The organism is Mesorhizobium sp. WSM3864, from assembly GCF_002294955.1.
Taxonomy (GTDB): Bacteria; Pseudomonadota; Alphaproteobacteria; order Rhizobiales; family Rhizobiaceae; genus Mesorhizobium.
The window spans coordinates 238,187-264,029 of record NZ_NSGD01000005.1 but is presented as its reverse complement, the minus strand read 5'-3'; the positions used below and the strand labels follow the sequence as shown (position 1 = coordinate 264,029).

Here is a 25,843-nt window from a genome sequence, read left to right as displayed (position 1 = left end):
GGGCGACATGCATTATTGCGCAAGCCTGGCCAGTCTTGCCGGGATGGTCATGGCCGCGACGCCAACGACGACGAAGCCCATGCCGAGCCAGGCGCTCGGCCCGAGGCTTTCGCCCAGAAAGACGGCGCCGATGCCGACGCCGATCGGCACGCGCAGATAGGCCTGCGAGGTGGTGCCGACCGAGCCCAGCGTGTGGATGAGCCGGAAGAAGATCGAAAAGGCGAGCGCGGTGGAGAAGACCGAAAGCCCGAAGAGCGCCAGGATCGACGCCGTCGACGGCGTCAACGTCCAGGGTCGGTCGAAGACGAGGCTCAAGGGAATCAGGATCACGGCGCCGCAGATCATCGAGCCGGCGGCCGGCACCATCGGGTCGAGCCCTCTGAAATTGCGGCCGAAAATGGCGGCGCCGGCATAGCAGACGGTGGCGGCGACGACCGCAAGCTGCGCCCAGAGCTGATGGCCGATGCCGCCTAGCGCCTCGGTGCCGACGATGAGGCAAATGCCGGCGATTCCGGCGCCGACGCCGACCAGCTTGCGTAATGTCACCGGCTCGTGGCGGGTGATCAGCGCCGTCAGCAGAAAGGTGAAGATCGGCGACGTCGCGTTGAGGATCGTGGCAAGGCCGGCGTCGATGGAACGTTCGGCGGCGGCGATCAGCGTGAACGGGATGACGCTGTTGAGGCAGGCCTGGAGCATGAAGCGGCGCCACATGACCACGCCCGGCGGCATGACAAGGCCGCGCCAGCGGATGAGGCCAAGCAGAATGCCGCCGGCGATCAGCGTGCGCCCGGCGATGAAGGTCACCGGCGGGATCGTCTCGACGCCGATCTTGATGAAGGTATAGGAGGCACCCCACAGCGCCGCCAGCAGGCCAAGCAGCGCCAGCTCGGTCGTCATCTCGATCTTATCGGACATGGTGGTTTCGCGCCTTCAGCCTGGTTCGACGGTCGCTCTAGCTCACATCGCGGCGTGGATGTTTCGATGACGCCCCAACCATAGCCGCCGTCGCCTCTAACGATATGGTCCAGTTCGGCGCGACGGCTGCCGCAGCAACCGACCCGAAAGTCGGCGAAGCGGAAACCGGTGCCGATTTTCGGGGTAGGCAAAGCGGCTGCGAGCCGCTAGACCCGCGCGCGGTCGGCGTGGCAGAAAGCCGGACAGTCGTTGGCGGAGACATTGATGCCGGAATATGACGTGCTTTGCATCGGCAATGCCATTGTCGACATCATCGCACAATGCGACGAGGCCTTTTTGGAAACCAACGGCATCATCAAGGGCGCGATGAACCTCATCGACACCAGGCGCGCCGAGCTCCTCTACAGCCGCATGGGACCGGCGATCGAAGCTTCGGGCGGCAGCGCCGGCAACACGGCGGCGGGCGTGGCGAGCTTCGGCGGCCGCGCCGCCTTTTTCGGCAAGGTGTCGAACGATGCGCTCGGCGACATCTACAGCCATGATATCCGCGCCCAGGGCGTGGCCTTCGACACCAGGCCACTGCAGGGCGAGCCGCCGACGGCTCGCTCGATGATCTTCGTCACGCCGGACGGCGAGCGCTCGATGAACACCTATCTCGGCGCCTGCGTCGAGCTGGGGCCGGAGGACGTCGAGGCCGACAAGGCGGCCGGCGCCAAGGTCACCTATTTCGAGGGTTATCTGTGGGATCCGCCGCGCGCCAAGGAAGCGATCCGGCAGACCGCGAGGCTGGCGCATGCGGCGGGGCGCGAAGTGTCGATGACGCTGTCGGATTCTTTCTGCGTCGACCGCTACCGCGACGAGTTCCTCGATCTGATGCGCTCCGGCACGGTCGACATCGTCTTCGCCAACAGCCACGAGATCAAGTCGCTCTACCAGACCGCTTCCTTCGAGGACGCGCTGGCGGCGATACGCAAGGATTGCAAGATCGCCGCCGTCACCCGCTCGGAAAAGGGCTCGGTGATCGTGCGGGGCGACGAGACCGTCACTATCCGCGCGACCTCGATCAAGGAACTGGTCGACACGACCGGCGCGGGCGACCTCTATGCCGCCGGTTTCCTCTATGGATACACGACCGGACGCAGCCTCCAGGACTGCGGCGACCTCGGCTCGCTGGCGGCCGGGCTGGTGATCCAGCAGATCGGCCCGCGACCGCGCCAGAATCTGCGCCGCGAAGCGGAACAGGCGGGCCTGCTTTAGTTCCGCCGCGTCATCCCGGCCGGGCGCCAAATGACCCCGTCTGTCGCGCCGCTGTCATAGATCGCTCCTAGAGGCACATTGGGCGTTCCGCGACTGACATTTCGGGACGCCAGCAGCAGTTGGGGGTGTCAAAAATGCAAGACAGCAACCTTCACGGTCGCTGCGTCTGTCACCATTGCGATAGCCGCTTTCCGCTGTAGCCTTTCAACGACGGCCCAGCTTGGGAGAAGCGCGGCCGCGCAAGACAGATCCATGACCAGAATTCAGAATCCGCCTGAAGGAATTTCGCAAGACGCCTTGGCCGGACTTGTGGCCGAGGCTGTGCGACAGGCTTTGATTCAGCATGGCGTCCTAATGGACGCGGAGTCGCTGATCTGCGCCGCCGCGATGGCCGGCGGTGTTGCCGCCGCCCTTCCGTTCCTGCCGCAGGCGCAGCGGCTTGCAATCACCTCCTTCAAGGGCAGCTGGACCGGGCTCGCCTCCGAATTCTTCCGCGCGATGGCGGAGAAGATCGCGCGCGCCGAGCTGCGCGACGCAGGCAGCAGGGACGAAAATCCGAAGATCGGGGCCGGCAAGCCCATCGCCCGGCCCTTTGCCGAGCTGGTCTCCGAGCTGCAGTCGATGCTGATAGAAGACTGGGCCGGCGAGGTCGCAGGTTCGACCTATCTGGAAGAGAAGTTCCGCATACCTCGCTCGACGCTGCACCGCTGGCAAAGGCGCGGTGAGGTCGTCGCGCTGCGCAAAGGCGGCCGCAAGCATGTCTTCCCGCTCGCCCAGTTCGTCGACGGCAGGCCGGCCCCGGGTATAGGCGAGGTGTTGGCAGCCATCACCAATCCGAGGCTGGCTTGGTTCTGGCTGACCCGGCCTTCCCCCGAGCTCGATGGCCGCACCCCATCGAAATGCTGCGCGAGGACATGATCGAGGATGTGGTTCGCGTCGCGCGCAACCTGTCCTGATCCCCCATTTTCACGGATGCTGGTCCACGTTTTTGTGCGCCGCTTCAAGAGTCATTAGGCGGTTATACATTTGTCATAAAACCGTAATAAATGGAACATATGGGACATTTCAAAGTCAAAAATATCGTCTCTAACGTATATATTGTGCAATATGTGCCATTCTTTCAAATATGTGACGTGATATTTGCGCAACAAGACTTCCATAAGAGTCCAAAAGGCGTTTTTCAGACACAATCTCTGTTGTTAACGACAGCCAGTTAGGCCATGTCGAGGGCGAAGAAGCGGCGCCGGTGCGCGACTTTTTCAACGATGGGGACAGGGGCAGCGGAGCCTGTGGGGTCATACGCAAACCTGTCTTGAACCTTTGACTGGAGATTCAAGAAAATGAACATCAAGAGCCTTCTACTCGGCTCCGCTGCGGCCCTGGTCGCAGTTTCGGGCGCCCGCGCCGCCGACGCGGTCACCGTCGCCGAGCCGGAACCGGCCGAATACGTCAAGATCTGCGACGTCTACGGCGCGGGTTACTTCTACATCCCCGGCACCGAGACCTGCCTGCGCATCGGAGGCTACGTCCGCTACGACATCGGCGTCTCCGATGTCGGTTCCCTCGACGGTGTCAACCATGTGCCAGACCATCAGGACGCCGGCAGCACGCATTCGAGTTTCTATAAGAACACCCGCTTCACGCTGAAGACCTGGACCGGTCAGGAAACCGAACTCGGTACCCTCAAGACCTACACCGAGACCCGCTTCAATTACGGCAACAGCAACGGCGACTTTCTCAATCAGAACGCTTCAAATGCGGACGATTGGCAGGGCCGTAACAAAGCGCTCTCGCTGCGCTTCGCCTGGATCCAGCTCGGTGGTCTCCGCGTCGGTAAGGACGATACCGCTTTCGATACGTTCATCGGTTATGCCGGCGCCGTCATCCAGGATACGCTGGTCCCGTATGGCGGCCAGGAGAGCAACGTCGTTCAGTACTATTTCGATGCAGGCAACGGCTTCACTGGGTTGGTCTCGCTCGAAGAAGGCGCTGGCAGGGTCGGCACCATCGACAGCTATGTTCCGCATGTCGTCGGCGGCGTGAAGTACAAGGGCGACTGGGGTGCGGTCACCGGCGTCGTCGCCTATGACAGCAATTACGAGGAAGTCGCCGGCAAGGTTCGCTTGGACGTCAATGTCAGCAAGGAACTGACGTTGTTCGTCATGGGCAGCTACGGCACCGACGACAACCTCAATGACAATGCCGGCAACGCCATCGATGCCAGCGGTCGCGGCTTCTACAAGCAGTGGGGCGGCAACTGGGCAATCTGGGGCGGTGGCACCTACAAGTTCAACGACAAGACCGCGTTCAACGCCCAGATCTCGTATGACGAATGGAAGAACCTGGGTGTCGCCGCCAACGTTGCCTATACCGTCGTGCCCGGCTTCACGGTCACGGCCGAAGTCGATTACCTCAACGCTGGCAAATTCGGCGACGCCGACTTTAACAATTGGACCAAGGCCAACAAAAAGAGCAGCCTCGGCGGTATCCTCCGCTTCCAGCGCTCGTTCTGATCGGACCTCCCAACCTACTGAAAAGGCCCGCGGCGTCCGCCGCGGGCCTTTTTGCCTTCGGGTCGGCGAAGGTCCCGTGCAAATCGCGCCTTAAAGCGTGTCGCGCTGAAACGGATTCAGACGACGCGCTTTAAGTCCTTTGATTTGATGCATGTCGTTGTCCCAGAACCGAGCATACTGCTGGGCGACATGCATTAGTTCCCCGCCGTATAGGCGGCGATCGCCGCCATGTTGACGATGTCTGAGTCCTTGGCGTTGAGCGAGACGATCTGCACCGGCTTGTTCAAACCGACCAGCAGCGGGCCGATGACGGTCGAGCCGCCGAGTTCCTGCAGCATCTTGGTCGAGATCGAGGCCGAGTGGAAGGCGGGCATCACCAGCACATTGGCCGAACCGGTCAGCCTGATGAACGGGTACTGCGCCATGGCGCGCGGGTTCAGCGCCACGTCGGCGGCCATCTCGCCGTCATATTCGAAGTCGACGCGGCGCTTATCGAGGATGCGCACCGCTTCCTGCACGCGCTCGGAGCGCTCGCCCTGCGGATGACCGAAAGTGGAGTAGGCGAGCATCGCAATCCTCGGCTCGTAGCCCATGCGGCGGGCAAACCCGGCCGCCTCCTCGGCGATATCGGCGATCTGCTCGGCATTCGGCATGTCGTGCACCGCGGTGTCGGCAACCAGCACGGTGCGGCCCCTTGCCAGCACGATCGAGACGCCGATCACGCGGTGGCCTGGCTTGGCGTCGATGACGCGGCGCACGTCGTCGAGCGCGGTGGAATAGTTGCGGGTCACGCCGGTAACGATGCCGTCGGCGTCGCCCAGCGCCACCATGCAGGCGGCGAAATGGTTGCGGTCGTTGTTGATCAGGCGCTGACAGTCGCGGAACAGGTAGCCTTTGCGCTGCATACGTTCGTAGAGATAATCGGTGTAGATCCCATTGCGGCGCGACAGCCTGGCATTGATGATCTCGAGGCCTTGCTTGTTGAGTTCGATGCCGGCGTTGCGGGCATTCTCCTTGATGACGTCGTCGCGGCCGAGCAGGATCGCCGTGCCCAGCCTCTGGTTCACATAGGAGACGGCGGCGCGCATCACCTGCTCCTCCTCCCCTTCGGCGAAGACGATGCGCTTTGGCTGGCGGCGGACGCGGTCATAGATGCGCTGCAAGGTCGAGGCGATCGGATCGCGGCGGGCGGAGAGCTCATGCGCGTAGCGGTCAAGATCGAGGATCGGCTTGCGGGCAACGCCGGACTCCATCGCGGCCTTGGCCACGGCAAGCGGGATCGCCGAGATCAGGCGCGGATCGAACGGCACCGGGATGATGTAGTTGGGGCCGAATTTCGGCCGGTTGCCCTGATAGGCGGCGGCGACGTCGTCGGGCACGTCCTGGCGCGCCAGCTCGGCCAGGGCGCGTGCGGCGGCGATCTTCATCTCGTCATTGATGGTGGTGGCCCTGACATCCAGCGCGCCGCGGAAGATGTAAGGGAAACCCAGCACATTGTTGACCTGGTTCGGGTAATCCGAGCGGCCGGTCGCCATGATGGCGTCGGTGCGGATCTCGCCGACTTCCTCGGGCGTGATCTCCGGATCCGGATTGGCCATGGCGAAGATGATCGGGTTCTTGGCCATCGACTGCACCATGGCGGGGGTCAGCGCGCCCTTGGCCGAGAGCCCGAGGAAAACGTCGCAGCCGTCAAGCGCCTCGGCGAGCGAGCGCGCCTCGGTCTTGACCGCATGCGCCGACTTCCACTGGTTCATGCCTTCGGTGCGGCCCTGAAAGACCACGCCCTTGGTGTCGCACAGGATGATATTCTCCGGCGAAAAACCCATCGCCTTCATCAATTCGATACAGGCGATGCCCGCTGCGCCCGCGCCGTTGCAGACCATTTTCGTGGTCTTCATGTCGCGGCCGGTGATCTCCAGCGCGTTGATCAGCCCGGCGGCCGAGATGATGGCGGTGCCGTGCTGGTCGTCGTGGAAGACGGGGATGTCCATCAGCTCGCGGAGCCGCTGCTCGATGATGAAGCATTCCGGCGCCTTGATGTCCTCGAGATTGATGCCGCCGAATGAAGGTCCGAGGAAGCGCACGCAGTTGATGAATTCGTCGGCGTCCTCGGTGGCCACCTCGAGGTCGATCGAATCGACATCGGCGAAGCGCTTGAACAGCACCGACTTGCCTTCCATGACCGGCTTCGAGGCCAGGGCGCCGAGATTGCCAAGACCGAGGATTGCGGTGCCGTTGGAGATGACGGCGACCATGTTGCCGCGCGTCGTGTAGTCGAAGGCGCGGCTTGGATCCTCCGCGATTGCGCGCACAGGAACGGCGACGCCCGGCGAATAGGCGAGGCTCAGATCGCGTTGCGTCGCCATCGGCTTGGTGGCGACGATCTCCAGCTTGCCCGGCCGACCCATGGCGTGGAATTCGAGCGCCTCCTGCGCGCTGACGGAGGGCCCGCTGCTTTCGGTTTTCCTGGCCATGATGCTTTTGATTTCCTCGCCTGTGCGGCACCGCTTGGGACGGCTGCTTGCTTATGGTTCCCACCGATTAAGGCTACACGCGGCGACTGTAAACCGACAAGCCGGGCGAAGCTGCTTCAACGCAGAAGGCCGGCAATGCGGCGGACCGATTGACGGCGAGCTGGCAGCATGGCTCGCGCTTTCCCCTGCTTTTCGAGCCTCCGGCATTAAACCGCCCTGCCACATCTGCTAGCGTTCGGGGCATGAACATGCACATGCCGACCGATACCGACGCCCAGGAAACGACGACGCCGGCGCCCACCATGGGCGGCGTCACGCCGATGATGGAGCAGTATATCGAGATCAAGGCGGCGAACCCGGATTCGCTTCTGTTCTATCGCATGGGCGATTTCTACGAGCTGTTCTTCGACGACGCCGAAAAGGCGAGCCAGGCGCTCGGCATCGTGCTCACGCGGCGCGGCAAGCACCAGGGCCACGACATCCCGATGTGCGGCGTGCCGGTGCATGCGGCGGACGATTATCTGCAGAAGCTGATCGCGCAGGGCTTCCGCGTTGCCGTGTGCGAGCAGATCGAGGACCCGGCGGAAGCCAAGAAGCGTGGCTCGAAATCGGTGGTGCGCCGCGACGTGGTGCGGCTGGTCACGCCGGGCACCATCACCGAGGACAAGCTGCTTGCACCCTCGGAGTCGAGCTTCCTGATGGCGCTGGGGCGAGTGAAGGGCGGCAATGCAGCCAGCCAAGGCAGTTTCGCGCTTGCCTGGATCGACATCTCGACGGGCGCGTTTCGGGTGGCTGAAACCTCGGCCGAACGGCTGCTTGCCGACATTTTCCGCGTCGATCCGCGCGAGCTGATCGTCGCCGAGCCGGTGTTCCATGACGCGGAGCTGCGGCCGGTCTTCGACGTGCTCGGCCGGGTCGCCAACCCGCAGCCGCCATCGCTGTTCGATTCGGCGTCGGCCACGGGTCGCATCGCCCGCTTCTTCGAGGTGGCGACCCCGGCCAGTTTCGGCACTTTTTCGCGTGCCGAGCTGTCGGCGATCTCGGGCGCCATCGCCTATGTCGAGAAGACGCAGAAGGCCGAACGGCCGCCGCTGTCGCGGCCCGAGCGCGAGGAGAACGGCTCGACGCTTTTCATCGACCCTGCGACGCGCGCCAATCTGGAACTCCTGCGCACGCTATCCGGCAGCCGCGAAGGCTCGCTGTTCAAGGCGATCGACCGAACCGTGACCGGGGGCGGGGCGAGACTGCTCGCCGACCGGCTGATGGCGCCGCTGACCGACCCGGCATTGATTTCCGCTAGGCTGGATTCGGTGTCGTTCTTTCGCGCCGAAGCGCGGCTTTGCCAGGGATTGCGAACGAGCCTGAAAAGTGTCGCCGACATGCCGAGGGCGCTCTCCAGGCTGGCGCTCAACCGCGGCGGCCCGCGCGACCTTGGCGCGCTCAGCGCCGGCTTCGAGGCCGCGGGCGCGATCGCCGCACTGTTTGCGACGACGCCGCTCCCCGCCGAACTCGCCGCGGCGCTCGCGGCGATCCATGGCTTGCCCAAGGCGCTCGCCCGCCATCTCAGCGAGGCGATCGACGACGAGTTGCCGCTCATCAGGCGCGACGGCGGCTTCGTGCGATCAGGCTACAATGCCGAACTCGACGAGATGCGGGCGCTGCGCGATGAGTCGCGAAAGGTGATCGCCGGGCTGGAGCGCTCGTTGATCGAAGAGACCGGCATCCGCTCGCTGAAGATCCGGCACAACAATGTGCTCGGCTACTATATCGAGGTGACCGCCAACCATCATTCGATCATGACCGGCAGCGACGCTGCGAAGGCGCGCTTCATCCATCGCCAGACGATGGCCAACGCCATGCGTTTCACAACGACGGAACTGGCGGAGCTGGAATCGAAGATCGCCAATGCCGCCGATAAGGCGCTGAGCATCGAGCTTGCCACCTTCGACCGGCTGACGGCGGAAGTGGTGAGCGAGGCCGACAGCATCCGCGCCGGGGCCGAGGCACTTGCAGTCCTCGACGTATCGTCGGCCTTGGCGCTGCTGTCCGAAAGCGAGGGCTGGTGCCGGCCGGTCGTGGATTCCAGCCTCGCCTTCGAGATTGCCGGCGGCCGCCACCCGGTGGTCGAACAGGCGCTCAGGCGATCAGGCGAAGGTCCGTTCGTCGCCAATGACTGCGACCTCTCGCCTGAAAACGGGGCAAAGGCCGGCGCCATCTGGCTGCTCACCGGCCCGAACATGGGCGGCAAGTCGACCTTCCTGAGGCAGAACGCGCTGATCGCCATCCTTGCCCAGACCGGCTCCTTCGTGCCGGCCGAAAGCGCCCATATCGGTGTCGTCGACCGGCTGTTCTCGCGCGTCGGCGCCTCGGACGATCTCGCGCGCGGCCGCTCGACCTTCATGGTCGAGATGGTCGAGACCGCGGCGATCCTAAACCAGGCCGGGGAGCGGGCACTGGTCATCCTTGACGAGATCGGCCGCGGCACCGCGACCTTCGACGGTCTGTCGATCGCCTGGGCGGCGGTCGAATATCTGCATGAGAGGAACCGTTGCCGTGCGATCTTCGCCACGCATTTCCACGAGATGACGGCGCTGGCCGGCAAGCTTTCGCGGCTCTCCAACGTCACCATGCGGGTCAAGGAATGGGAAGGCGATGTCGTCTTCCTGCACGAGGTCGGCAAGGGTGCCGCCGACCGTTCGTACGGCGTGCAGGTGGCTCGGCTCGCCGGACTGCCGGAAGCGGTGGTGGCGCGCGCCAAGCAAGTGCTGCACCAGCTCGAGGAAGGCGAGGTTTCCGGCAAGACCAACCGGCTGGTCGACGATCTGCCGCTGTTTTCGGTGGCGGTGAAGCTCGAAGCGCCGAAGCCGGCGAAGAACGATGTCCTGGGCGAAGCACTGGGGGCGATCAACCCCGACGAAATGACGCCGCGCGAGGCGCTGGAGGCGCTCTACAGGCTTAAGGGGCTGGCGGCGAAATAAGGCTTTCCAGCGTCATTGCGAGCGCGCCTAGATCATCTCCAACCCGCGCTTGCGCGTCGGCGGCGGAAAGGCGCGGTCAAGGTCGGCAAGGTCTTCCGCCGTCAGGACTAGGTCGAGCGCCGCAGCATTCTGGCGGACGTGTTCCTGCCGGCTGGCCTTCGGGATGGCGATGACGCCTTTGTGCGCCATTACCCAGGCAAGCGCGACCTGTGCCGCCGTGGCGTTGTGGCGGGCAGCAACGGCATCGAGCCTGGCGTTGCGCGCGAGCGCGCCCTGCTCGACCGGCGAATAGGCCATCAGCGGGATGCCGCGCTCAAGACTCCAGGGCGCGAGGTCGAATTCCGGACCGCGCCGAGAGAGATTGTAGAGGACTTGGTTGGTCTGGACGTTGGCGCCGGAGGGTAGGCCGACCAATTCCTCCATCTCGTCGGTATCAAAATTGCTGACGCCCCAATGGCGGATCTTGCCGGCCGCCTTCAAGGCCTCGAAGGCTTCGATCGTTTCCGACAGCGGCACGCTGCCCGGCCAGTGCAGCAGATAGAGGTCGATGCGGTCGGTGGCGAGCCGTTTCAGACTGTTCTCGCAGGCCCGCTTGACGCCGGCGCGCGAGGCGTTGGACGGCAGCACCTTGGAAACCAGAAAAGTCTCGTCGCGGCGCCCGACGATGGCTTCCGCCACCACCTCCTCGGCGCCGCCGCCGGCATACATTTCCGCCGTATCGATAAGCGTGATGCCGAGATCCAGCCCAAGCCTCAGCGCCGCGACCTCATCGGCGCGGCGCCGGCCGTCCTCACCCATCTTCCACGTGCCTTGACCCAGCACCGGAACGGCTTCGCCTGACGGCAGGAAAGTGGTTCTGATTTTAGAAGACATGGCCTGCTCCGCGTGAGGCTGGATCGCAGCACAAGCATGGCCGAAAATCCAGGCCGAAGTCCTCGCCTTCGTCCGGATTTCCGGCGCGGGAAACTAGTTCACCGGATGCTTGGCAAGCCAATCCTGCATTTTTTTGATCTCGGCTTCCTGCGCCTTGACGACGTTCTCGGCGAGCTTGCGGATTTCCGGGTCCTTGCCGTTGGCGATCACCACCTTGGCCATGTCGATGGCTCCCTGGTGATGCGGGATCATGCCGCGGACGAAATCGACCTCGGCATTGCCGGTGTAGTTGAGCATCATGTCCTTGTGCATCTTGTCCATGGCCGCCTTGTAGCCAGCGGTTGCGGGGCTGTCCGCGCCCATGGCCATCCCGGACATGTCGTGCTTCATTTCGTCCGATTGCGCGGGCACGCTTTCGAGGAACACCGCGATCAGCATTCCCGCCGCCATCAGCAGCAGCACAATCTTCTTGGCCAAGGTCATCCAATATCTCCTGTTGAATGGAATGTCGTATTTGGGGGCGTCGCTCAGAGTTTCAACGTTCTCAGCCGCAGCGCGTTGCCGATCACCGAGACCGACGACAGGCTCATCGCCGCCGCCGCGATCATCGGCGACAGAAGCATACCGGTGAGCGGGTAGAGCACTCCGGCGGCGACCGGCACGCCGAGCACGTTGTAGAGGAAGGCGAAGAACAGGTTCTGGCGAATGTTGCGGATCGTCGCCTGGGCCAGTGTGCGGGCTCTGACGATGCCGTTGAGATCGCCCTTGACCAGCGTGATGCCGGCACTTTCGACCGCGACGTCCGCGCCGGTGCCCATGGCGATGCCGACATCGGCTCCGGCAAGCGCCGGCGCATCGTTGACGCCGTCGCCGGCCATGGCGATGCCGGCGCCCCTGGCGCGCAGTTCGTCGACAAGTGCCGCCTTCTGATCCGGCAGCAGCCCGGCGCGGACCTCGTCGATGCCGAGCCTGCCCGCGATCGCTTTTGCCGTGCGCTCGTTGTCGCCGGTCGCCATGATGATCCTCAAGCCCTTGTCGTGCAGCGCCTTGATCGCCTCGGCCGTGGTTGCCTTGACCGGATCGGCGACGGCAACCAGGCCGGCAAGCTTGCCGCCGACGGCAACGAACATCGCCGTCTTGCCTTCGGCCTGCAGCGCCTCCGCGCTGGCGGAAACGGGCGCGGTGTCGACGCCGAGGTCGGCCATCATCGCCGCATTGCCGAGCGCAACCTTCCTGCCGGACACGGTACCGGCAACGCCCTTGCCGGTTATCGCCTCGAAGTCCTCGGCACCTGCAAGCTTGGCGCCGCGTTCGGCGGCACCTTCGACGATCGCCTCGGCGAGCGGGTGTTCCGAGCCCTTTTCGAGCGTCGCGGCGAGCGCCAGCAATTCATTCTCCGCAATGCCTTCGGTGGCGACGACATCGGTCAGCCGCGGCCGGCCCTCGGTCAAGGTGCCGGTCTTGTCGACGATCAGTGTGTCGACGGAGGCGAAGCGCTCCAACGCCGCCGCTTCCTTGATCAGCACGCCGGCATGGGCGCCGCGGCCGGTCGCAGTCATGATCGACATCGGCGTGGCCAAGCCGAGCGCGCAGGGACAGGCGATGATCAGCACCGACACCGCCGACACGATGGCGAAGGCCAGGCTGGGCTCGGGGCCGAAGAGCGACCATACAATGAAGGCGATGATCGCCACCAGCACGACAGCCGGCACGAAGTAAAAGGAAACGCGATCTGCCAGCCCCTGGATCGGCGCGCGCGTGCGCTGCGCCTTGGCGACCATTTCGACGATGCGCGAAAGCGTGGTCTCGGCGCCGACCTTTTCGGCATGCATGATGAGGGAGCCGTTCTTGTTGAGCGTGCCGCCGGTGAGCGAATCGCCCTCCGACTTCTCGACCGGCAGCGGCTCGCCGGTGATCATCGATTCCTCGATGGCCGAGCGCCCCTCGAGCACGATGCCGTCGACCGGAACGGCGTCACCGGGGCGGATACGGAGCCTGTCCCCGGTCTTGACGCTGTCGAGCGGCAGGTCCTTTTCGGTCCCGTCAGCGCCGATCAGGCGCGCCGTCTTCGGCGCGAGGTCGAGCAAGGCGCGAATGGCCGAGCCCGTGCGCTCGCGGGCTCTGAGTTCCAGCACCTGGCCGAGGAACACCAGCGCGACGATGACCGCGGCCGCCTCGAAATAAACCGGCACGCTGCCGTCATGGCCGCGAAACTGGTGCGGGAAGACATCCGGGAACAGCGTCGCGACAAGGCTGAAGAGATAGGCAGCGCCGACGCCGAGCGAAATCAGCGTCCACATATTGGGACTGCGGTTGAGCAGCGATTCCCAGCCACGATGGAAGAACGGAAACGCCGCCCACAGCACCACCGGACTCGCCAGCGCCAGTTCTGCCCAAGTCTTCGTGCGGCCGTCGACGAGGCTTTCGAAGCTGACGCCCAGCATCGGCGCCATTGCGATGATGAGAAGCGGCAGCGAAAGCACGGCGCTGACCCAGAAGCGGCGGGTGAAATCGACCAGCTCCGGATTCGGGCCTTCGTCGCCGGACGGCACGCCCATCGGCTCCAGCGCCATGCCGCAGATCGGGCAGGAGCCGGGCCTGTCGCGAATGATCTCGGGATGCATCGGACAGGTGTATTGCGTGCCCTTAGGCATCGGCTGCGGTTCAGGCCGGCCGGCAAGATAGTTTGCCGGCTCGGTTTCGAACTTGGCCTTGCATCCGGCCGAACAGAAATAGAAGCCCTGCCCTTCGTATCGGGCAAAATGCCTGGCGCTCGCGCGGTCGACATTCATGCCGCAGACGGGATCGGTGGCCGTCAGATATTTGTCCGGCTCTGCCTGGAACTTCGTGCGGCAGCGCTCGCTGCAGAAATGAAAGGTCCTGCCGCCATGCTCGGCCGCCGGCTTGCCGGCCACCGTATCGACCGCCATGCCGCAGACGGGGTCGCGAATCACCGCTTCGGCCGCAGGCCGAGCATTCTTCCCCGAACAGCAGGATGCGCCATGCGCATGACGATGGTTATGGTTGGAATGGGTCATCAGCAAATGCCTCGGAACTCTCGGATTGAGGCGGAGGTAGTCCTTCCAGTAACTGGAAGGTCAAGGGTCAGTTTCGATTTTTTTAGTCTATAAAGTTGATCGACTGAGTGTCGAACGCACCGTCCGCGTGATGGAATTCGGCCTGTCGCACGCCCCATACACAGCGCGAAGAAAACGCGCTATAGACGCCGCCGAATGGCCAAGATCTCCCTCAAACTCGACGAAATCATCGATGGCGACGCTTTGCGCCGCGACATGACGGCGCTGACGGCGCCGAGCGCAGGCGACGGCTCCGGCAAGGCTGCCCGCACAGCCGTTCTCCAACTGCTCAAGGGCAAGCTCGCGGAAGGGCGAACGATCGCCGAGGCGATGCTGAAGCAGGATGGCGGCGGCCATGCCTGCGCCGAGCGGCTGTCGCATCTGATGGACGAGCTGATCCGGGCGCTTTACGACTTCGCGGCTACCCACGTCTACCAGGTCAAGAACCGCTCCGCCGCCGAGCGCATGGCGGTCGTCGCGGTCGGCGGCTACGGCCGCGGCACGCTGGCGCCGGGCTCCGACATCGACCTGTTGTTCCTGCTCCCTTACAAGCAGACGCCGTGGGGCGAGCAGATCGTCGAATACATGCTCTACATGCTGTGGGACATGGGGCTCAAGGTCGGCCACGCCACCCGCAACATCGAAGAATGTCTGAGGCTCTCGCGCACCGACATCACCATCCGCACCTCGATCCTGGAAGCGCGCTTCCTGTGGGGCGAACGCAAGCTCTATGACGAACTGCTCACCCGCTTCGACCACGAAGTGGTGCGCACCACCGGACCCGAATATGTGCAGGCCAAGCTCGCCGAACGCGACGAGCGCCACGCCAAGGCAGGCGAGAGCCGATACCTCGTCGAGCCCAATGTCAAGGACGGCAAGGGCGGTCTGCGCGATCTGCAGACGCTGTTCTGGATCGGCAAATACTTCTACCGCGTGCGTACCGGCCAGGAACTGGTCGAGAAAGGCGTCTTCACCGAAGCCGAGTATCGCGAGTTCCAGAAGGCCGAGGACTTCCTGTGGGCGGTGCGCTGCCACATGCATTTCCTCACCGGCAAGGCGGAAGAGCGGCTGCATTTCGACATCCAGCGCGAGATCGCCGAGCGGCTGGGCTACACCACCCATCCCGGGCTGTCGGCGGTCGAGCGCTTCATGAAGCACTACTTCCTGGTCGCCAAGGATGTCGGGGATCTCACCCGCATCTTCTGCGCCGCGCTCGAGGAAGAGCAGGCCAAGCATGTGCCCGGCTTCAACCGCATCTTCCTCACCTTCTCGCGGCGCAAGCGCAAGCTTGCCGGCACGTCCGACTTCATTGTCGACAACCACCGCATCAACATTGCCGACGACAGCGTGTTCGAACGCGATCCGGTCAACCTGCTCCGGCTGTTCTGGTTCGCCGACAAGCACGGGCTGGAGTTCCACCCCGACGCGCTGAAGCTGCTGACCCGGTCGCTCGGCCTTGCCAACAAGTCGCTCAGGCGCGACGAGGAGGCCAATCGGTTGTTCCTCGATATCCTGACCTCGGACCGCAATGCCGAACTCAACCTCAGGCGCATGAACGAGGCGGGGCTGCTCGGCAAGCTGATCCCCGACTTCGGCAAGATCGTCGCCATGATGCAGTTCTCGATGTACCACCATTATACGGTGGACGAGCATCTCATCCGCTGCATTGGCGTGCTGGCCGAGATCGAGCGCGGCGACGGCGCCAAGGTGCATCCGCTGTCCCACTCGCTGATGCCGGGGCTGAAGAAGAGCCGCGAGGCGCTCTATGTCGCGGTGCTCCTGCACGACATCGCCAAGGGCCGGCCGGAGGACCATTCGGAGGCCGGCGCCAGGATCGCGCGACGCATCTGTCCGCATATGGGGCTGTCGGCCGCCGACACCGAGACCGTCGCCTGGCTGGTCGAAAACCATCTCGTGATGTCGATGACCGCGCAGACGCGCGACCTCAACGACCGCAAGACGATCGAGGATTTTGCCTCGATCGTGCAATCGGTGGAGCGGCTGAAGCTGCTTCTGATCCTCACCGTCTGCGACATTCGGGGCGTCGGGCCCGGCGTGTGGAACGGCTGGAAGGGACAATTGCTGCGCACGCTCTATTTCGAGACCGAGCTGCTCTTGACCGGGGGCTTCTCCGAAGTGTCGCGCGCCGAACGCACCGCCGCCGCGCGCGAGCGGCTGGCCGAGGCGCTTTCCGCCTGGCCGGCGAAGGAGCGCAAGCGCTATGTCGCCCAGCATTACGAAAACTATCTGCTGACCGTCGACCTGCCCGACCAGCTGCGCCACGCCGAATTCGTGCGCGAGGCGGATGTGGCCGGCAGGAAGCTCGCCACCATGGTGAAGACGCATGAGTTCGAAGCGGTAACCGAGATCACCGTGCTGGCGCCGGACCATCCGCGCCTGCTGTCGGTGATCGCCGGCGCCTGTGCCGCGGCCGGCGGCAACATCGTCGATGCGCAGATCTTCACCACCTCTGACGGGCGGGCGCTGGACACCATTTTGATCTCCAGAGAATTCGACCGCGACGAGGACGAGCGGCGGCGGGCCGAACGCGTCGGCAAGCTGATCGAGGACGTGCTGTCCGGCAAGAGCTGGCTGCCCGAGATGATCGAGAAGCGCGCCAAGCCGAAGCGCGGCGCCAAGGCCTTCCGCATTCCGCCGCGCGCCGAGATCCGCAACACGCTGTCGAACCGTTTTTCCGTGATCGAAATCGAGGGGCTGGACCGGCCCGGCCTGCTCTCAGAGGTCACCGGCGCGCTGTCGGACCTATCGCTCGATATCGCCTCGGCCCACATCACCACCTTCGGCGAAAAGGTCATCGACACCTTCTATGTCACCGACCTTACCGGCCAGAAGATCGACAGCCCGACGCGCACGGCCACAATTCACAAGCGGCTGATCGACACACTCGAAGGCAACGCGCCCGAACGCAACGGCAAGGCCAAGGCGGCGGCCGCCGAGTGATCATCACCATCCATTTGACGCAATTCCGCAGGCAGTCATCCTCCGCATGAGCCTTGTCAAGAAATTCGCCACCGTCGCCTCCGGCACGCTGATGAGCCGCGCGCTGGGTTTCGGCCGCGAGATGCTGATGGCGGCGGCCCTCGGCACCGGGCCGGTCGCCGACGCCTTCAACGCCGCCTTCCAGTTTCCCAACACCTTCCGCCGGCTGTTCGCCGAAGGCGCCTTCAACGCCGCCTTCGTGCCGCTGTTCGCCAAGGAGATCGAAACGTACGGCACCGACGGCGCAAAGCGCTTCTCGGAGGAGGTGTTCGGCGTGCTGTTCTCGGCACTGCTCGCGCTCACCATCGCCATGGAACTGGCAATGCCGCTGATCGTCCGCTACCTGGTGGCGCCGGGCTTTGCCGACATTCCGGGCAAGTTCGAGACGACCGTCCGGCTGGCGACGATCATGTTCCCCTATTTGATCTGCATGTCGCTCGGCGCCATGATGGCCGGCATGCTGAACTCGCTGCGCCGCTATTTCGCCGCGGCGATCGCCCCCGCTTTCCTCAACATCATCCTGATCAGCGTGCTCGCCTATGCCTGGTATCATGGGCTCGATGCGCATGATGTCGGCTTCGGCCTGTCCTGGGGCGTGCTGGCGGCGGGCATCGTGCAGCTCGCCATCGTCTGGGTAGCGGTGCGCCATGCCGGCATCTCGATCGGCTTCCGCCGGCCCAAGATGACGCCGAACGTCAAGCGGCTCCTGATCCTGGCGCTGCCGGCCGCTATTACCGGTGGCATCACCCAAATCAACCAGCTGATCGGCACGGCGATTGCCTCCGGGCAGAACAGCGCCGTGTCATCGCTCGCCTATGCCGATCGCATCTACCAGCTGCCGCTCGGCGTCGTCGGCGTCGCGGTGGCGATCGTGCTGCTGCCGGAGCTGTCGCGGGCTTTGAAATCGGGCAATCTGATCGAGGCGGCCAATCTGCAGAACCGCTCGGTCGAGTTCACGCTGTTCATGACCTTGCCGGCGGCCGCGGCGCTTTGGGTGATGTCGGAGCCGATCGTGCGGCTGGTCTATGAGCGCGGCGCCTTCGCCGCCAACCATTCGACGCCGATCGTCGCCTCGATCCTGGCGATCTTCGGCCTCGGCCTGCCGGCCTTCGTGCTGATCAAGGCCTTCACGCCCGGCTATTTCGCGCGCGAGGACACGCGCACGCCGATGATCTTCGCCGCCATCTCCGTCGGCGTGAACGTCGCCACCGCGCTGAGCTTGTTTCCTTCGATGGGCGCGCCGGGCATCGCTGTCGCCTCGGCCGTCGCCGGCTGGGTCAACGCGGCTTTGCTGCTCGGCATGTTGATAAAGCGCGGCCACTGGGGTCGCGACATACCGCTCTTGAAGCGCATTCCCCGGCTGGTGCTGTCGGCTGTTGTGATGGCGGTCGCGCTCTATTTCGCCGAGCACTATTTCGCGGCAAGGCTCGGACCCGGCTCGCCGCTGGTGGTGAAGGCGACGACCCTGTTCGCGCTCGTCGGCGGGGGTGCGGCGCTCTACTTCATCACCGCTTTTGGCACAGGTGGCGCCGATTTCGGCATGATCCGTCGGAACGTGAAGCGCGGCACGGCGAAATCTGCGCCGCGGAAATCGAACACCGGCTTGGACGAATAACTCGAGCTGGCTTTCAGCAACAGCGGTCTTGATCCCGCATTCGCCTTCGTCCATAAGCCCGCCGTCGCAAGACTTTCGCCGCGCGCGGTTTCCAGCCGCATGATTGGCTCCAAAAAGTCTGCAACTTTTTGGAATCATGCGTATACGGCCCTCCACAAGCCATGAGGAAATCATGTCCGCCTTCAAGCCCCTCGTCTTCTCGGGCGTCCAGCCGACCGGCAATTTGCATCTCGGCAACTATCTCGGCGCCATCAAGAAATTCGTCGCCCTCCAGGAACAATCCGACTGCATCTATTGCGTCGTCGACCTGCATTCGCTGACGGCGCAGCTCGTGCACCAGGACCTTGGCGACCAGACGCGCTCGATCACCGCCGCCTTCCTGGCATCGGGCATCGACCCCAAGAAGCACATCGTCTTCAATCAGTCGCGGGTCATCCAGCACGCCGAGTTGGCCTGGATCTTCAACTGCGTGGCGCGCATCGGCTGGATGTACCGGATGACGCAGTTCAAGGACAAAGCCGGCAAGGACCGCGAGAACGCCTCGCTCGGCCTGCTCGCCTATCCGAGCCTGATGGCCGCCGACATCCTGCTCTACCGCGCCACCCATGTGCCCGTGGGCGAGGACCAGAAGCAGCATCTGGAATTGACCCGCGACATCGCGCAAAAATTCAACAACGACTTCTCGGAAAAGATCGCGGCGCTCGGCGTCGGCGTCGAGATGCAGGTCGGCGAAGAGACGGTGAATGGCTACTTCCCGATCACCGAACCGGTGATCGGCGGTCCTGCGGCGCGCATCATGAGCCTGCGCGATGGCTCGAAGAAGATGTCGAAGTCGGACCCGTCGGACCTGTCGCGCATCAACCTCACCGACGATGCCGACACAATCTCGAAGAAGATCCGCAAGGCCAAGACCGATCCGGAGGCCTTGCCGAGTGAAGTCGACGGGCTGGAAAGCCGGCCGGAAGCCGAAAACCTGGTCGGCATCTATGCCGGCCTCGCCGAAATTTCCAAAGCCGACGTGCTGAAGGAATATGGCGGCCAGCAGTTTTCCGTGTTCAAGCCGGCGCTGGCCGACCTTGCAGTCGAAAAGCTCGCGCCGATCGCCTCGGAGATGCGCCGCATCGAGGGCGACCGCGCCTATGTCGACGCCGTGCTCAAGGACGGCGGCGAGCGCGCCCGCGCGATCGCCGAAGGCACGATGAAGACGGTGCGCGACATCATCGGCCTGTTGCAGGACTGATCGGTCCTCGCTGGTTGACTGGGATCGCCATACCGGCCGGCGGCTTGCCGCCGGTCCGTGGCGGTGGCAGATTGCGGCCGAATTGATACCGAGCGGACAGACATGGTTTCCAAACGCCTCAGCCGTGAAGCCGGACATCGCCGCAAATTCCTGGCGATCATCGACGATACGCCGGAATGCGAGCGCGCGGTCGCCTACGCATCGACGCGCGCACAGAGCACCAGCGGCGTGCTGGTCCTGCTCTATGTGATCGAGCCGGACGATTTCCAGCATTGGCTGGGGGTTGAGAAGATCATGCGCGAGGAAGCCAACGCGACCGCGCGCGCGGCGCTCGACACCTATGCCAGCAAGGTGCGCCAGAAGGTCGGCATCGAGCCGGAACTGGTGGTGCGCGAAGGCAAGCCGACCGAGGAAATCCACAAGCTCATCGAGGAAGACCAGGACATCGCCATCCTGGTGCTGGCGGCCGGCGCCGGCAAGGAAGGTCCGGGGCCACTGGTGAGTGCGGTGGCCGGCCGGGGCGCCGCCTTCCCCATCCCGGTCACCGTGGTGCCGCAGAACCTCTCCGACGAGGAAATCGAGAGCCTGGCCTGAATTGGGAAGGCCCCTCCTGCCCGATTGGAACGTCGCCGATCCGCAGATACACATCGATGTTATCAACCAGCCCATAGCCCTTGGCCCGTGTCGGCGGCGCGCCATTTGGAATGGTCACGGAAACGGCCATTCCAAAGGAGCGCCGGTGGACGAATCAACCCGGAAAGCAGGGCGTAGCGGCACGTCAAAGCCGCGAAACGCTGGGACTGGATCACCGGTGCAGCCGCGCTCGCAGGCAGCGCGATCGCAGCAAAAAGCCCGGCAGACGCCTCATGCGCAGCAGGAGCGCAGGCACCGCGTCCTCGCCAAGGGGCACCCGGCCATGGTGGACAGCATCGCCGGCGCGATTACGGTCAAGAATCTCGATCTCTACTATGTCGTCGCTCCCGACGCCCAGATACGGCTGAAAGGCGAGCACGGCTTCGGGCTCTATTTCCACGACTGCCGTTTCCTCGGCGGCTATGAGATGACGCTGGGCGGTTTGCCGCCGATCGTGTTGGCCTCGACCGCGCAAAGAGGTTACGCCGCGCTTTTCGAACTGGCCAATCCCGACCTGCATTGCGATGGGGGGCGACTGATTCCCAAGGACGAGCTCGGCATCCGCTGGGAGCGCATTCTCGATGCGGAGCAAACATGCGTGCGGGAGGTTCTGACCATCCAGAATTTCGGCCACGAGCCGCATGGCTTTCCGCTGGCCCTACACTTCGGCGCCGGCTTCGAGGACATTTTCAATGTGCGCGGACTGGTGCCGAAGAACCTCGGCAGGTGCGAGCGGCCTGCCTGGCGCGACGGCAGCCTCCACTTTGTCTATCACGGCGCCGACCACGTTCGCAGAACGGCAACAATCGGTTTTTTGCCGGCACCCGATGCCATGCACAGAACGGCGGCCGAGTTCCAGTTCGATCTCGCGCCAGGAGAAAAGCGTACCATCGCGATCACCATAGAATTGAGGGAACTGTCGGAAGAGCCGGAGGCCGAGCAAATGAGCCCGCACCCGGCGTTTGCTCTCGAGGCCTTTGCCGGGACGGTTCAGGCGGATACTGAAAAATGGCTGGAGCAACACACGAAGTTCGACAGCGACAGCCTGCTGCTCAACAGCATCATGGACCGTTCGCTGCGCGATCTCGCGGCGCTCAGGTCGGATCTTGGCAACAGGGAGTATTTCGCGGCCGGCGTGCCGTGGTACGTCGCGGTGTTTGGACGCGACAGCCTGATCGTCGCGCTCGAGATGCTGGCCTTCCAGCCGGACATCGCCGCCCAGACGCTGCGCCTTCTCGCCGGCTATCAGGGACGTCGAACGGATCGATGGCGAGAGGAGCAGCCCGGCAAGATCCTGCATGAGCTGCGCGTCGGCGAGCTCGCTCGCGCGGGCAATGTCCCGCATGCCAGATTCTACTGCACGGTGGACGCGACCCCGCTCTTCCTGCTGCTTCTCGGCCGCTATGCCGCGTGGACAGGCGACGTGGGGCTCTTCCGCGAACTGCGGGAGCCGGTGGAAAAGGCCTTGGGCTGGATCGCCAAGGCCGGAGACGGGCATGGCGAAGGCTATGTCAAATACCGCACCATCTCGGAAAGCGGTCTCGTCAACCAGGGGTGGAAGGACTCGGCCGACGCGATCGTCAGGACCGACGGCAGCATCGCCAGGCCGCCGATCGCGCTGGTCGAGGTGCAGGGCTATGTGTTTGCGGCCAAGCATGCCATCGCCGATCTCTACGAACGCATTGGCGAGCGCAACAGCGCCATTCAGCTTCGCGGCGAGGCCGAAAAGCTTCGGACACGGTTCAACCGCGACTTCTGGTGTGAGGACCTGGACACTTTCGCGCTGGCGCTCGAGGCGCGCGGCCGCCCGGTCGCGGTCGTTTCCTCCAACCCGGGCCATGCGCTGTGGACCGGCATCGCGGATCGGGGCAAGGGCCGCCGAACCGTGCGGCGGCTGATGCAGGACGACATGTTCAACGGCTGGGGCGTGCGCACGCTCGCGAGCGCGGAGCGGCGCTACAATCCCGTCGGATATCATCTCGGCACCGTCTGGCCGCATGACAATGCGCTGCTGGCGGCCGGCTGCCGGCGGTATGGCGAGGACGGCGCGGCGCTGCGGATCTTCACCGCCATTGTCGAAGCGGCGATGCACTTCCGCCATCACCGGCTGCCGGAGGCGATGGCGGGCTTTCAGCGCAACGATTTCCAGGTGCCGGTGCACTATCCCGTGGCCTGCCACCCGCAGGCATGGGCAGCGGGCGCGGTGCCGTTCCTGGTGACCACCTGCCTCGGCCTGGAGCCCGACGCCTTCGCAAACAAGCTGCGGATCGTGCGGCCGCGACTGCCCGATTTCGTCAGCCGCATCGAGCTTCGCGGGCTGCGGGTCGGCGAGGCAAGCGCCGACCTCGAATTCATGCGCAGGGCGGACGGCGCCGAGGTGAACATCCAGAAGACGAGTGGACAACTCAGCGTGGAAGTCGGAGGATAGGCTTGCCGTGGCGGGCGCTCCGCCGGGGCAAAAACATTCCGCCAGCCAGCCGTTCGGGCGACGCGTTTCGCTTGAATGTCCAGCCGATAGAGCCTATTTAGAACTATTCCAAACTATCGGCCCGGAAGGGCCTGGAGATATCCATGTTCATCCAGACCGAATCGACGCCGAACCCGGCGACGCTGAAATTCCTGCCCGGCAAGGAAGTGCTGCGCGACGGCACCGCCGATTTCCGTGACGCCGAAGGCGCCGCACAGGCTTCGCCGCTGGCCGGCCGGCTGTTCGAAATCCCCGGCGTCACTGGCGTCTTCTTCGGCTACGACTTCATCACCGTGACCAAGGACGGTCCGGACTGGCAGCACCTGAAGCCGGCAATCCTCGGCGCCATCATGGAGCATTTCATGTCCGGCGCGCCGGTCATGGCTTCGGCGGCTCCGGCCAACGACGCCGGCCAGGCCGGCGAGTTCTACGACAAGGCCGACGAGGAGCTGGTGCTCACCATCAAGGAGCTGCTCGACACCCGGGTGCGCCCGGCGGTCGCGCAGGACGGTGGCGACATCACCTTCCGCGGCTTCGAGAACGGCACCGTGTTCCTGCACATGAAGGGTGCCTGTGCCGGTTGCCCGTCATCGACGGCGACGCTGAAGCACGGCATCCAGAACCTGCTTCGGCATTTTGTTCCGGAAGTGCAGCAGGTCGAGCAGGTCGCCTGATAATTCTGCTCCGCCGGCCGCCTGTTGCGGTTTCTGAGCTTCTCGGCGGAGTGAATTTTCTCCAACCGCAAAAACAAAAAACCGGGCCCCAACAGCCCGGTTTTCTGTCTTTGGACGTCTTGTTGTTGCCTAGACGGTCCGCGCACGCAAGCTTTTGTCCGCCGCCATGGTGATCACATCACGATGACCTTGGCGCCGACCGAAGTGCGGTCGTAGAGATCGATAATGTCCTGGTTCATCAGGCGGATGCAGCCCGACGACATCGCCTTGCCTATGGAGAACCACTCCGGGCTGCCATGCAGGCGGTAGCCCATGTCGCCGCCCTTGTTGAACAGATACATGGCGCGCGCGCCGAGCGGGTTCTTCAGGCCCGGCTCCATGCCGCCGGCGAATTTGGCGAGTTCGGGCTGGCGCTTGATCATCGGCGCCGGCGGCGTCCAGGTCGGCCATTCGCGCTTCAGCGCGATATGGGCGGTGCCGTGCCACTCGAAGCCCTCGCGGCCGACACCGATGCCGTAGCGCATGGCCATGCCGTCACCCTCGACGAAGTAGAGGAACTTGTTCTGGGTGTCGACGATGATGGTGCCGGGCTTCTCGGGAGTGTCGTAGCGCACTTCCTGCCGGCGGAAGCGGGCCGGAACCTTCTCGATCGGGATGCGCGGCAGCTGATAGCCGGCATCGGTCATCGCGCCATAGTTGTTGGTGAAGATCTGCCCGCCGATGGTGCTGCACCCGCTGATCGCGGTCGACAGCGCAAGGGCGGCGACGATTGCAAACGACTTCAAGCGCATGAATAGGTCCGACGCCCTGCCTTTTATCAGCGGCACGAGTCGGCCGCTTTCTCACCATCATTCATGCTGGCATTTCTTTTGCTTGCCAAGCGCGCACTGCCTATATGCATGACCTTCCCTGCCGGTAAGTGCCGAACTGCGGCATTTCGGCAACAGGGGTCGCGAGATTGTGAAGTAAAATCAACGGGGCAGCCGGAAGGGCTGCCGGAGACAGGAGAGCGCCATGAATGTCGGTGATGCCGCCGAGCGTTCCGGCCTGCCGGCCAAGACCATCCGCTACTATGAGGAGATCGGCCTGATCCTGCCGGCGCGCGCCGAAAACGGCTACCGCGACTACTCGCGCGACGACGTGCACCGGCTGGCCTTCTTGCGCCGCGCCCGCAACCTCGGCTTTTCAATCGACGATTGCAGGCAGCTGATGGCGCTTTATCAGGACCGCGACCGCGCCAGCCACGACGTGCGCGAAATCGCCAGCGCCCATGTCAGGGCGATCGAGGAAAAGGTGCGCGAACTGCAGTCGATGCGCGCAACGCTGCAGAAGCTGATCCACGCCTGCCACGGCGACGACCGGCCGGACTGCCCGATCTTGGATGACATGGCGGGGGCGGCGTGAAGTCGCCGAGCCGAAGCTAGACAAGTATCCAATCTCTATCTTAGCTCTTGAGCGAGCAACAAATCCTCGGCAGGAGTGCTCCACCATGAAGGGATACTGGCTCATCGTCGGCACCGAGATTTCGGATCAGGAAGCGCAAGCCGAATACGCCAGGCTTTGGAAGCCCATCGGCGAGAAGTATCAGGCGCGCAGCAATCCCTCGAAAGTGCCGCCCCTGCTGGTGGAGGCGCGCGATTCCGGTCGGGTGGTAGTCGTCGAATTCCCGTCATTGGAAGCTGCCAAGGCCTGCTATGACGACCCGGCTTACGAGGAAGCGAAGCGGTTTGCGCTGCAGGCGTCGAACCGCGTCTTGCTGATCTTCGAAGGGGATCTGGGGGAGGCTGGATGAGGCGCTCTACAATGAAGCGTCAATCACCGGCATTACTTGGGCGATCACCGATTGGCCTGTAACGCTGATTGCGTTCGGCTTAGGATTTTTTTGGGGTTCATACTGCGGATGCAGCAGGGTAGCAACACTCTCAAGTGTTGCGGTGGTCTGTGAAATATATAACCGCCCTGCTCAACGCGGTTATTTATTTAACAGACCCGACTTGGCACCCGGGACAAATCATGATCCAAAAGCGGTTGTCTTGGGGGGAACCACTTTTGATCCGCATAGCAATCCTTGTAGGCATTGTTGCCAGCGCGACGGCATGCACCAGCCAGGCGAATGTTCCTTATTCG

Annotated in this window: 18 protein-coding genes; 12 read left to right on the top strand and 6 right to left on the bottom strand. The window is 64.0% G+C overall.

Annotation, left to right across the window (positions count from 1 at the left end; genetic code table 11):
• Positions 1-12: 12 nt before the first annotated feature.
• A complete protein-coding gene (locus CK215_RS13975) occupies positions 13-915 on the bottom strand; it encodes an EamA family transporter (protein ID WP_095831243.1) in 903 nt (300 codons plus the stop codon).
• 264 nt (positions 916-1,179) lie between these two features.
• Here CK215_RS13975 and CK215_RS13970 point away from each other — a divergent pair, with 264 nt between their 5' ends.
• The 3 genes from CK215_RS13970 (at position 1,180) to CK215_RS13960 (ending at position 4,685) form a co-directional block, all read left to right on the top strand.
• A complete protein-coding gene (locus CK215_RS13970; protein WP_095831242.1) occupies positions 1,180-2,172 on the top strand; it encodes an adenosine kinase in 993 nt (330 codons plus the stop codon).
• A gap of 354 nt (positions 2,173-2,526) precedes the next feature.
• The gene (locus CK215_RS13965) at positions 2,527-3,090 is read left to right on the top strand and encodes a hypothetical protein (RefSeq protein ID WP_348628601.1); all 564 of its coding nucleotides are present in this window, start codon (positions 2,527-2,529) and stop codon (positions 3,088-3,090) included.
• A gap of 422 nt (positions 3,091-3,512) precedes the next feature.
• The gene (locus CK215_RS13960; RefSeq protein WP_095831241.1) at positions 3,513-4,685 is read left to right on the top strand and encodes a porin; all 1,173 of its coding nucleotides are present in this window, start codon (positions 3,513-3,515) and stop codon (positions 4,683-4,685) included.
• A 194-nt stretch (positions 4,686-4,879) separates the two neighbouring features.
• Here CK215_RS13960 and CK215_RS13955 read toward each other — a convergent pair whose 3' ends face one another.
• A complete protein-coding gene (locus CK215_RS13955) occupies positions 4,880-7,159 on the bottom strand; it encodes an NADP-dependent malic enzyme (protein WP_095780196.1) in 2,280 nt (759 codons plus the stop codon).
• Between the two features lie 254 nt (positions 7,160-7,413).
• Here CK215_RS13955 and mutS point away from each other — a divergent pair, with 254 nt between their 5' ends.
• Entirely contained in the window at positions 7,414-10,137 is a 2,724-nt protein-coding gene (gene mutS / locus CK215_RS13950; protein ID WP_245418678.1) for a DNA mismatch repair protein MutS, read from the top strand.
• 27 nt (positions 10,138-10,164) lie between these two features.
• Here the strand turns inward: mutS and CK215_RS13945 are convergent, their stop codons facing one another.
• The 3 genes from CK215_RS13945 to CK215_RS13935 all read right to left on the bottom strand — a co-directional run bounded on the left by CK215_RS13945 (position 10,165) and on the right by CK215_RS13935 (position 14,048).
• On the bottom strand, positions 10,165-11,010 hold the full coding sequence (locus CK215_RS13945; RefSeq protein ID WP_095831239.1) for an aldo/keto reductase: 846 nt from the start codon (positions 11,008-11,010) through the stop codon (positions 10,165-10,167).
• A gap of 93 nt (positions 11,011-11,103) precedes the next feature.
• On the bottom strand, positions 11,104-11,493 hold the full coding sequence (locus CK215_RS13940) for a DUF305 domain-containing protein (RefSeq protein ID WP_095831238.1): 390 nt from the start codon (positions 11,491-11,493) through the stop codon (positions 11,104-11,106).
• A 44-nt stretch (positions 11,494-11,537) separates the two neighbouring features.
• On the bottom strand, positions 11,538-14,048 hold the full coding sequence (locus CK215_RS13935; RefSeq protein ID WP_095831237.1) for a heavy metal translocating P-type ATPase: 2,511 nt from the start codon (positions 14,046-14,048) through the stop codon (positions 11,538-11,540).
• 195 nt (positions 14,049-14,243) lie between these two features.
• On the opposite strand from CK215_RS13935, the gene CK215_RS13930 reads away from it, so the two are divergent.
• From CK215_RS13930 to CK215_RS13905, 6 genes are all read left to right on the top strand, one after another.
• On the top strand, positions 14,244-17,048 hold the full coding sequence (locus tag CK215_RS13930) for a [protein-PII] uridylyltransferase (protein WP_095831236.1): 2,805 nt from the start codon (positions 14,244-14,246) through the stop codon (positions 17,046-17,048).
• Between the two features lie 46 nt (positions 17,049-17,094).
• A complete protein-coding gene (murJ, locus tag CK215_RS13925; RefSeq protein ID WP_095831235.1) occupies positions 17,095-18,702 on the top strand; it encodes a murein biosynthesis integral membrane protein MurJ in 1,608 nt (535 codons plus the stop codon).
• Positions 18,703-18,874: 172 nt separating this feature from the next.
• Positions 18,875-19,942 (top strand): tryptophan--tRNA ligase, encoded by a 1,068-nt coding sequence (gene trpS, locus CK215_RS13920; protein WP_067003531.1) that lies wholly within the window; start codon positions 18,875-18,877, stop codon positions 19,940-19,942.
• Between the two features lie 102 nt (positions 19,943-20,044).
• A complete protein-coding gene (locus tag CK215_RS13915; RefSeq protein ID WP_067003529.1) occupies positions 20,045-20,536 on the top strand; it encodes a universal stress protein in 492 nt (163 codons plus the stop codon).
• 322 nt (positions 20,537-20,858) lie between these two features.
• Positions 20,859-23,003 (top strand): glycogen debranching N-terminal domain-containing protein, encoded by a 2,145-nt coding sequence (locus CK215_RS13910; RefSeq protein ID WP_095831234.1) that lies wholly within the window; start codon positions 20,859-20,861, stop codon positions 23,001-23,003.
• Between the two features lie 143 nt (positions 23,004-23,146).
• The gene (locus CK215_RS13905) at positions 23,147-23,716 is read left to right on the top strand and encodes a NifU family protein (RefSeq protein ID WP_067003527.1); all 570 of its coding nucleotides are present in this window, start codon (positions 23,147-23,149) and stop codon (positions 23,714-23,716) included.
• Between the two features lie 173 nt (positions 23,717-23,889).
• Here CK215_RS13905 and CK215_RS13900 read toward each other — a convergent pair whose 3' ends face one another.
• Positions 23,890-24,507 (bottom strand): L,D-transpeptidase, encoded by a 618-nt coding sequence (locus tag CK215_RS13900; RefSeq protein ID WP_067003525.1) that lies wholly within the window; start codon positions 24,505-24,507, stop codon positions 23,890-23,892.
• A 223-nt stretch (positions 24,508-24,730) separates the two neighbouring features.
• Between CK215_RS13900 and cueR the strand changes: the two genes are divergently transcribed.
• Positions 24,731-25,120 (top strand): Cu(I)-responsive transcriptional regulator, encoded by a 390-nt coding sequence (gene cueR / locus CK215_RS13895; RefSeq protein ID WP_067003523.1) that lies wholly within the window; start codon positions 24,731-24,733, stop codon positions 25,118-25,120.
• An 85-nt stretch (positions 25,121-25,205) separates the two neighbouring features.
• The gene (locus tag CK215_RS13890) at positions 25,206-25,508 is read left to right on the top strand and encodes a DUF1330 domain-containing protein (RefSeq protein ID WP_095831233.1); all 303 of its coding nucleotides are present in this window, start codon (positions 25,206-25,208) and stop codon (positions 25,506-25,508) included.
• Positions 25,509-25,843 lie beyond the last annotated feature (335 nt).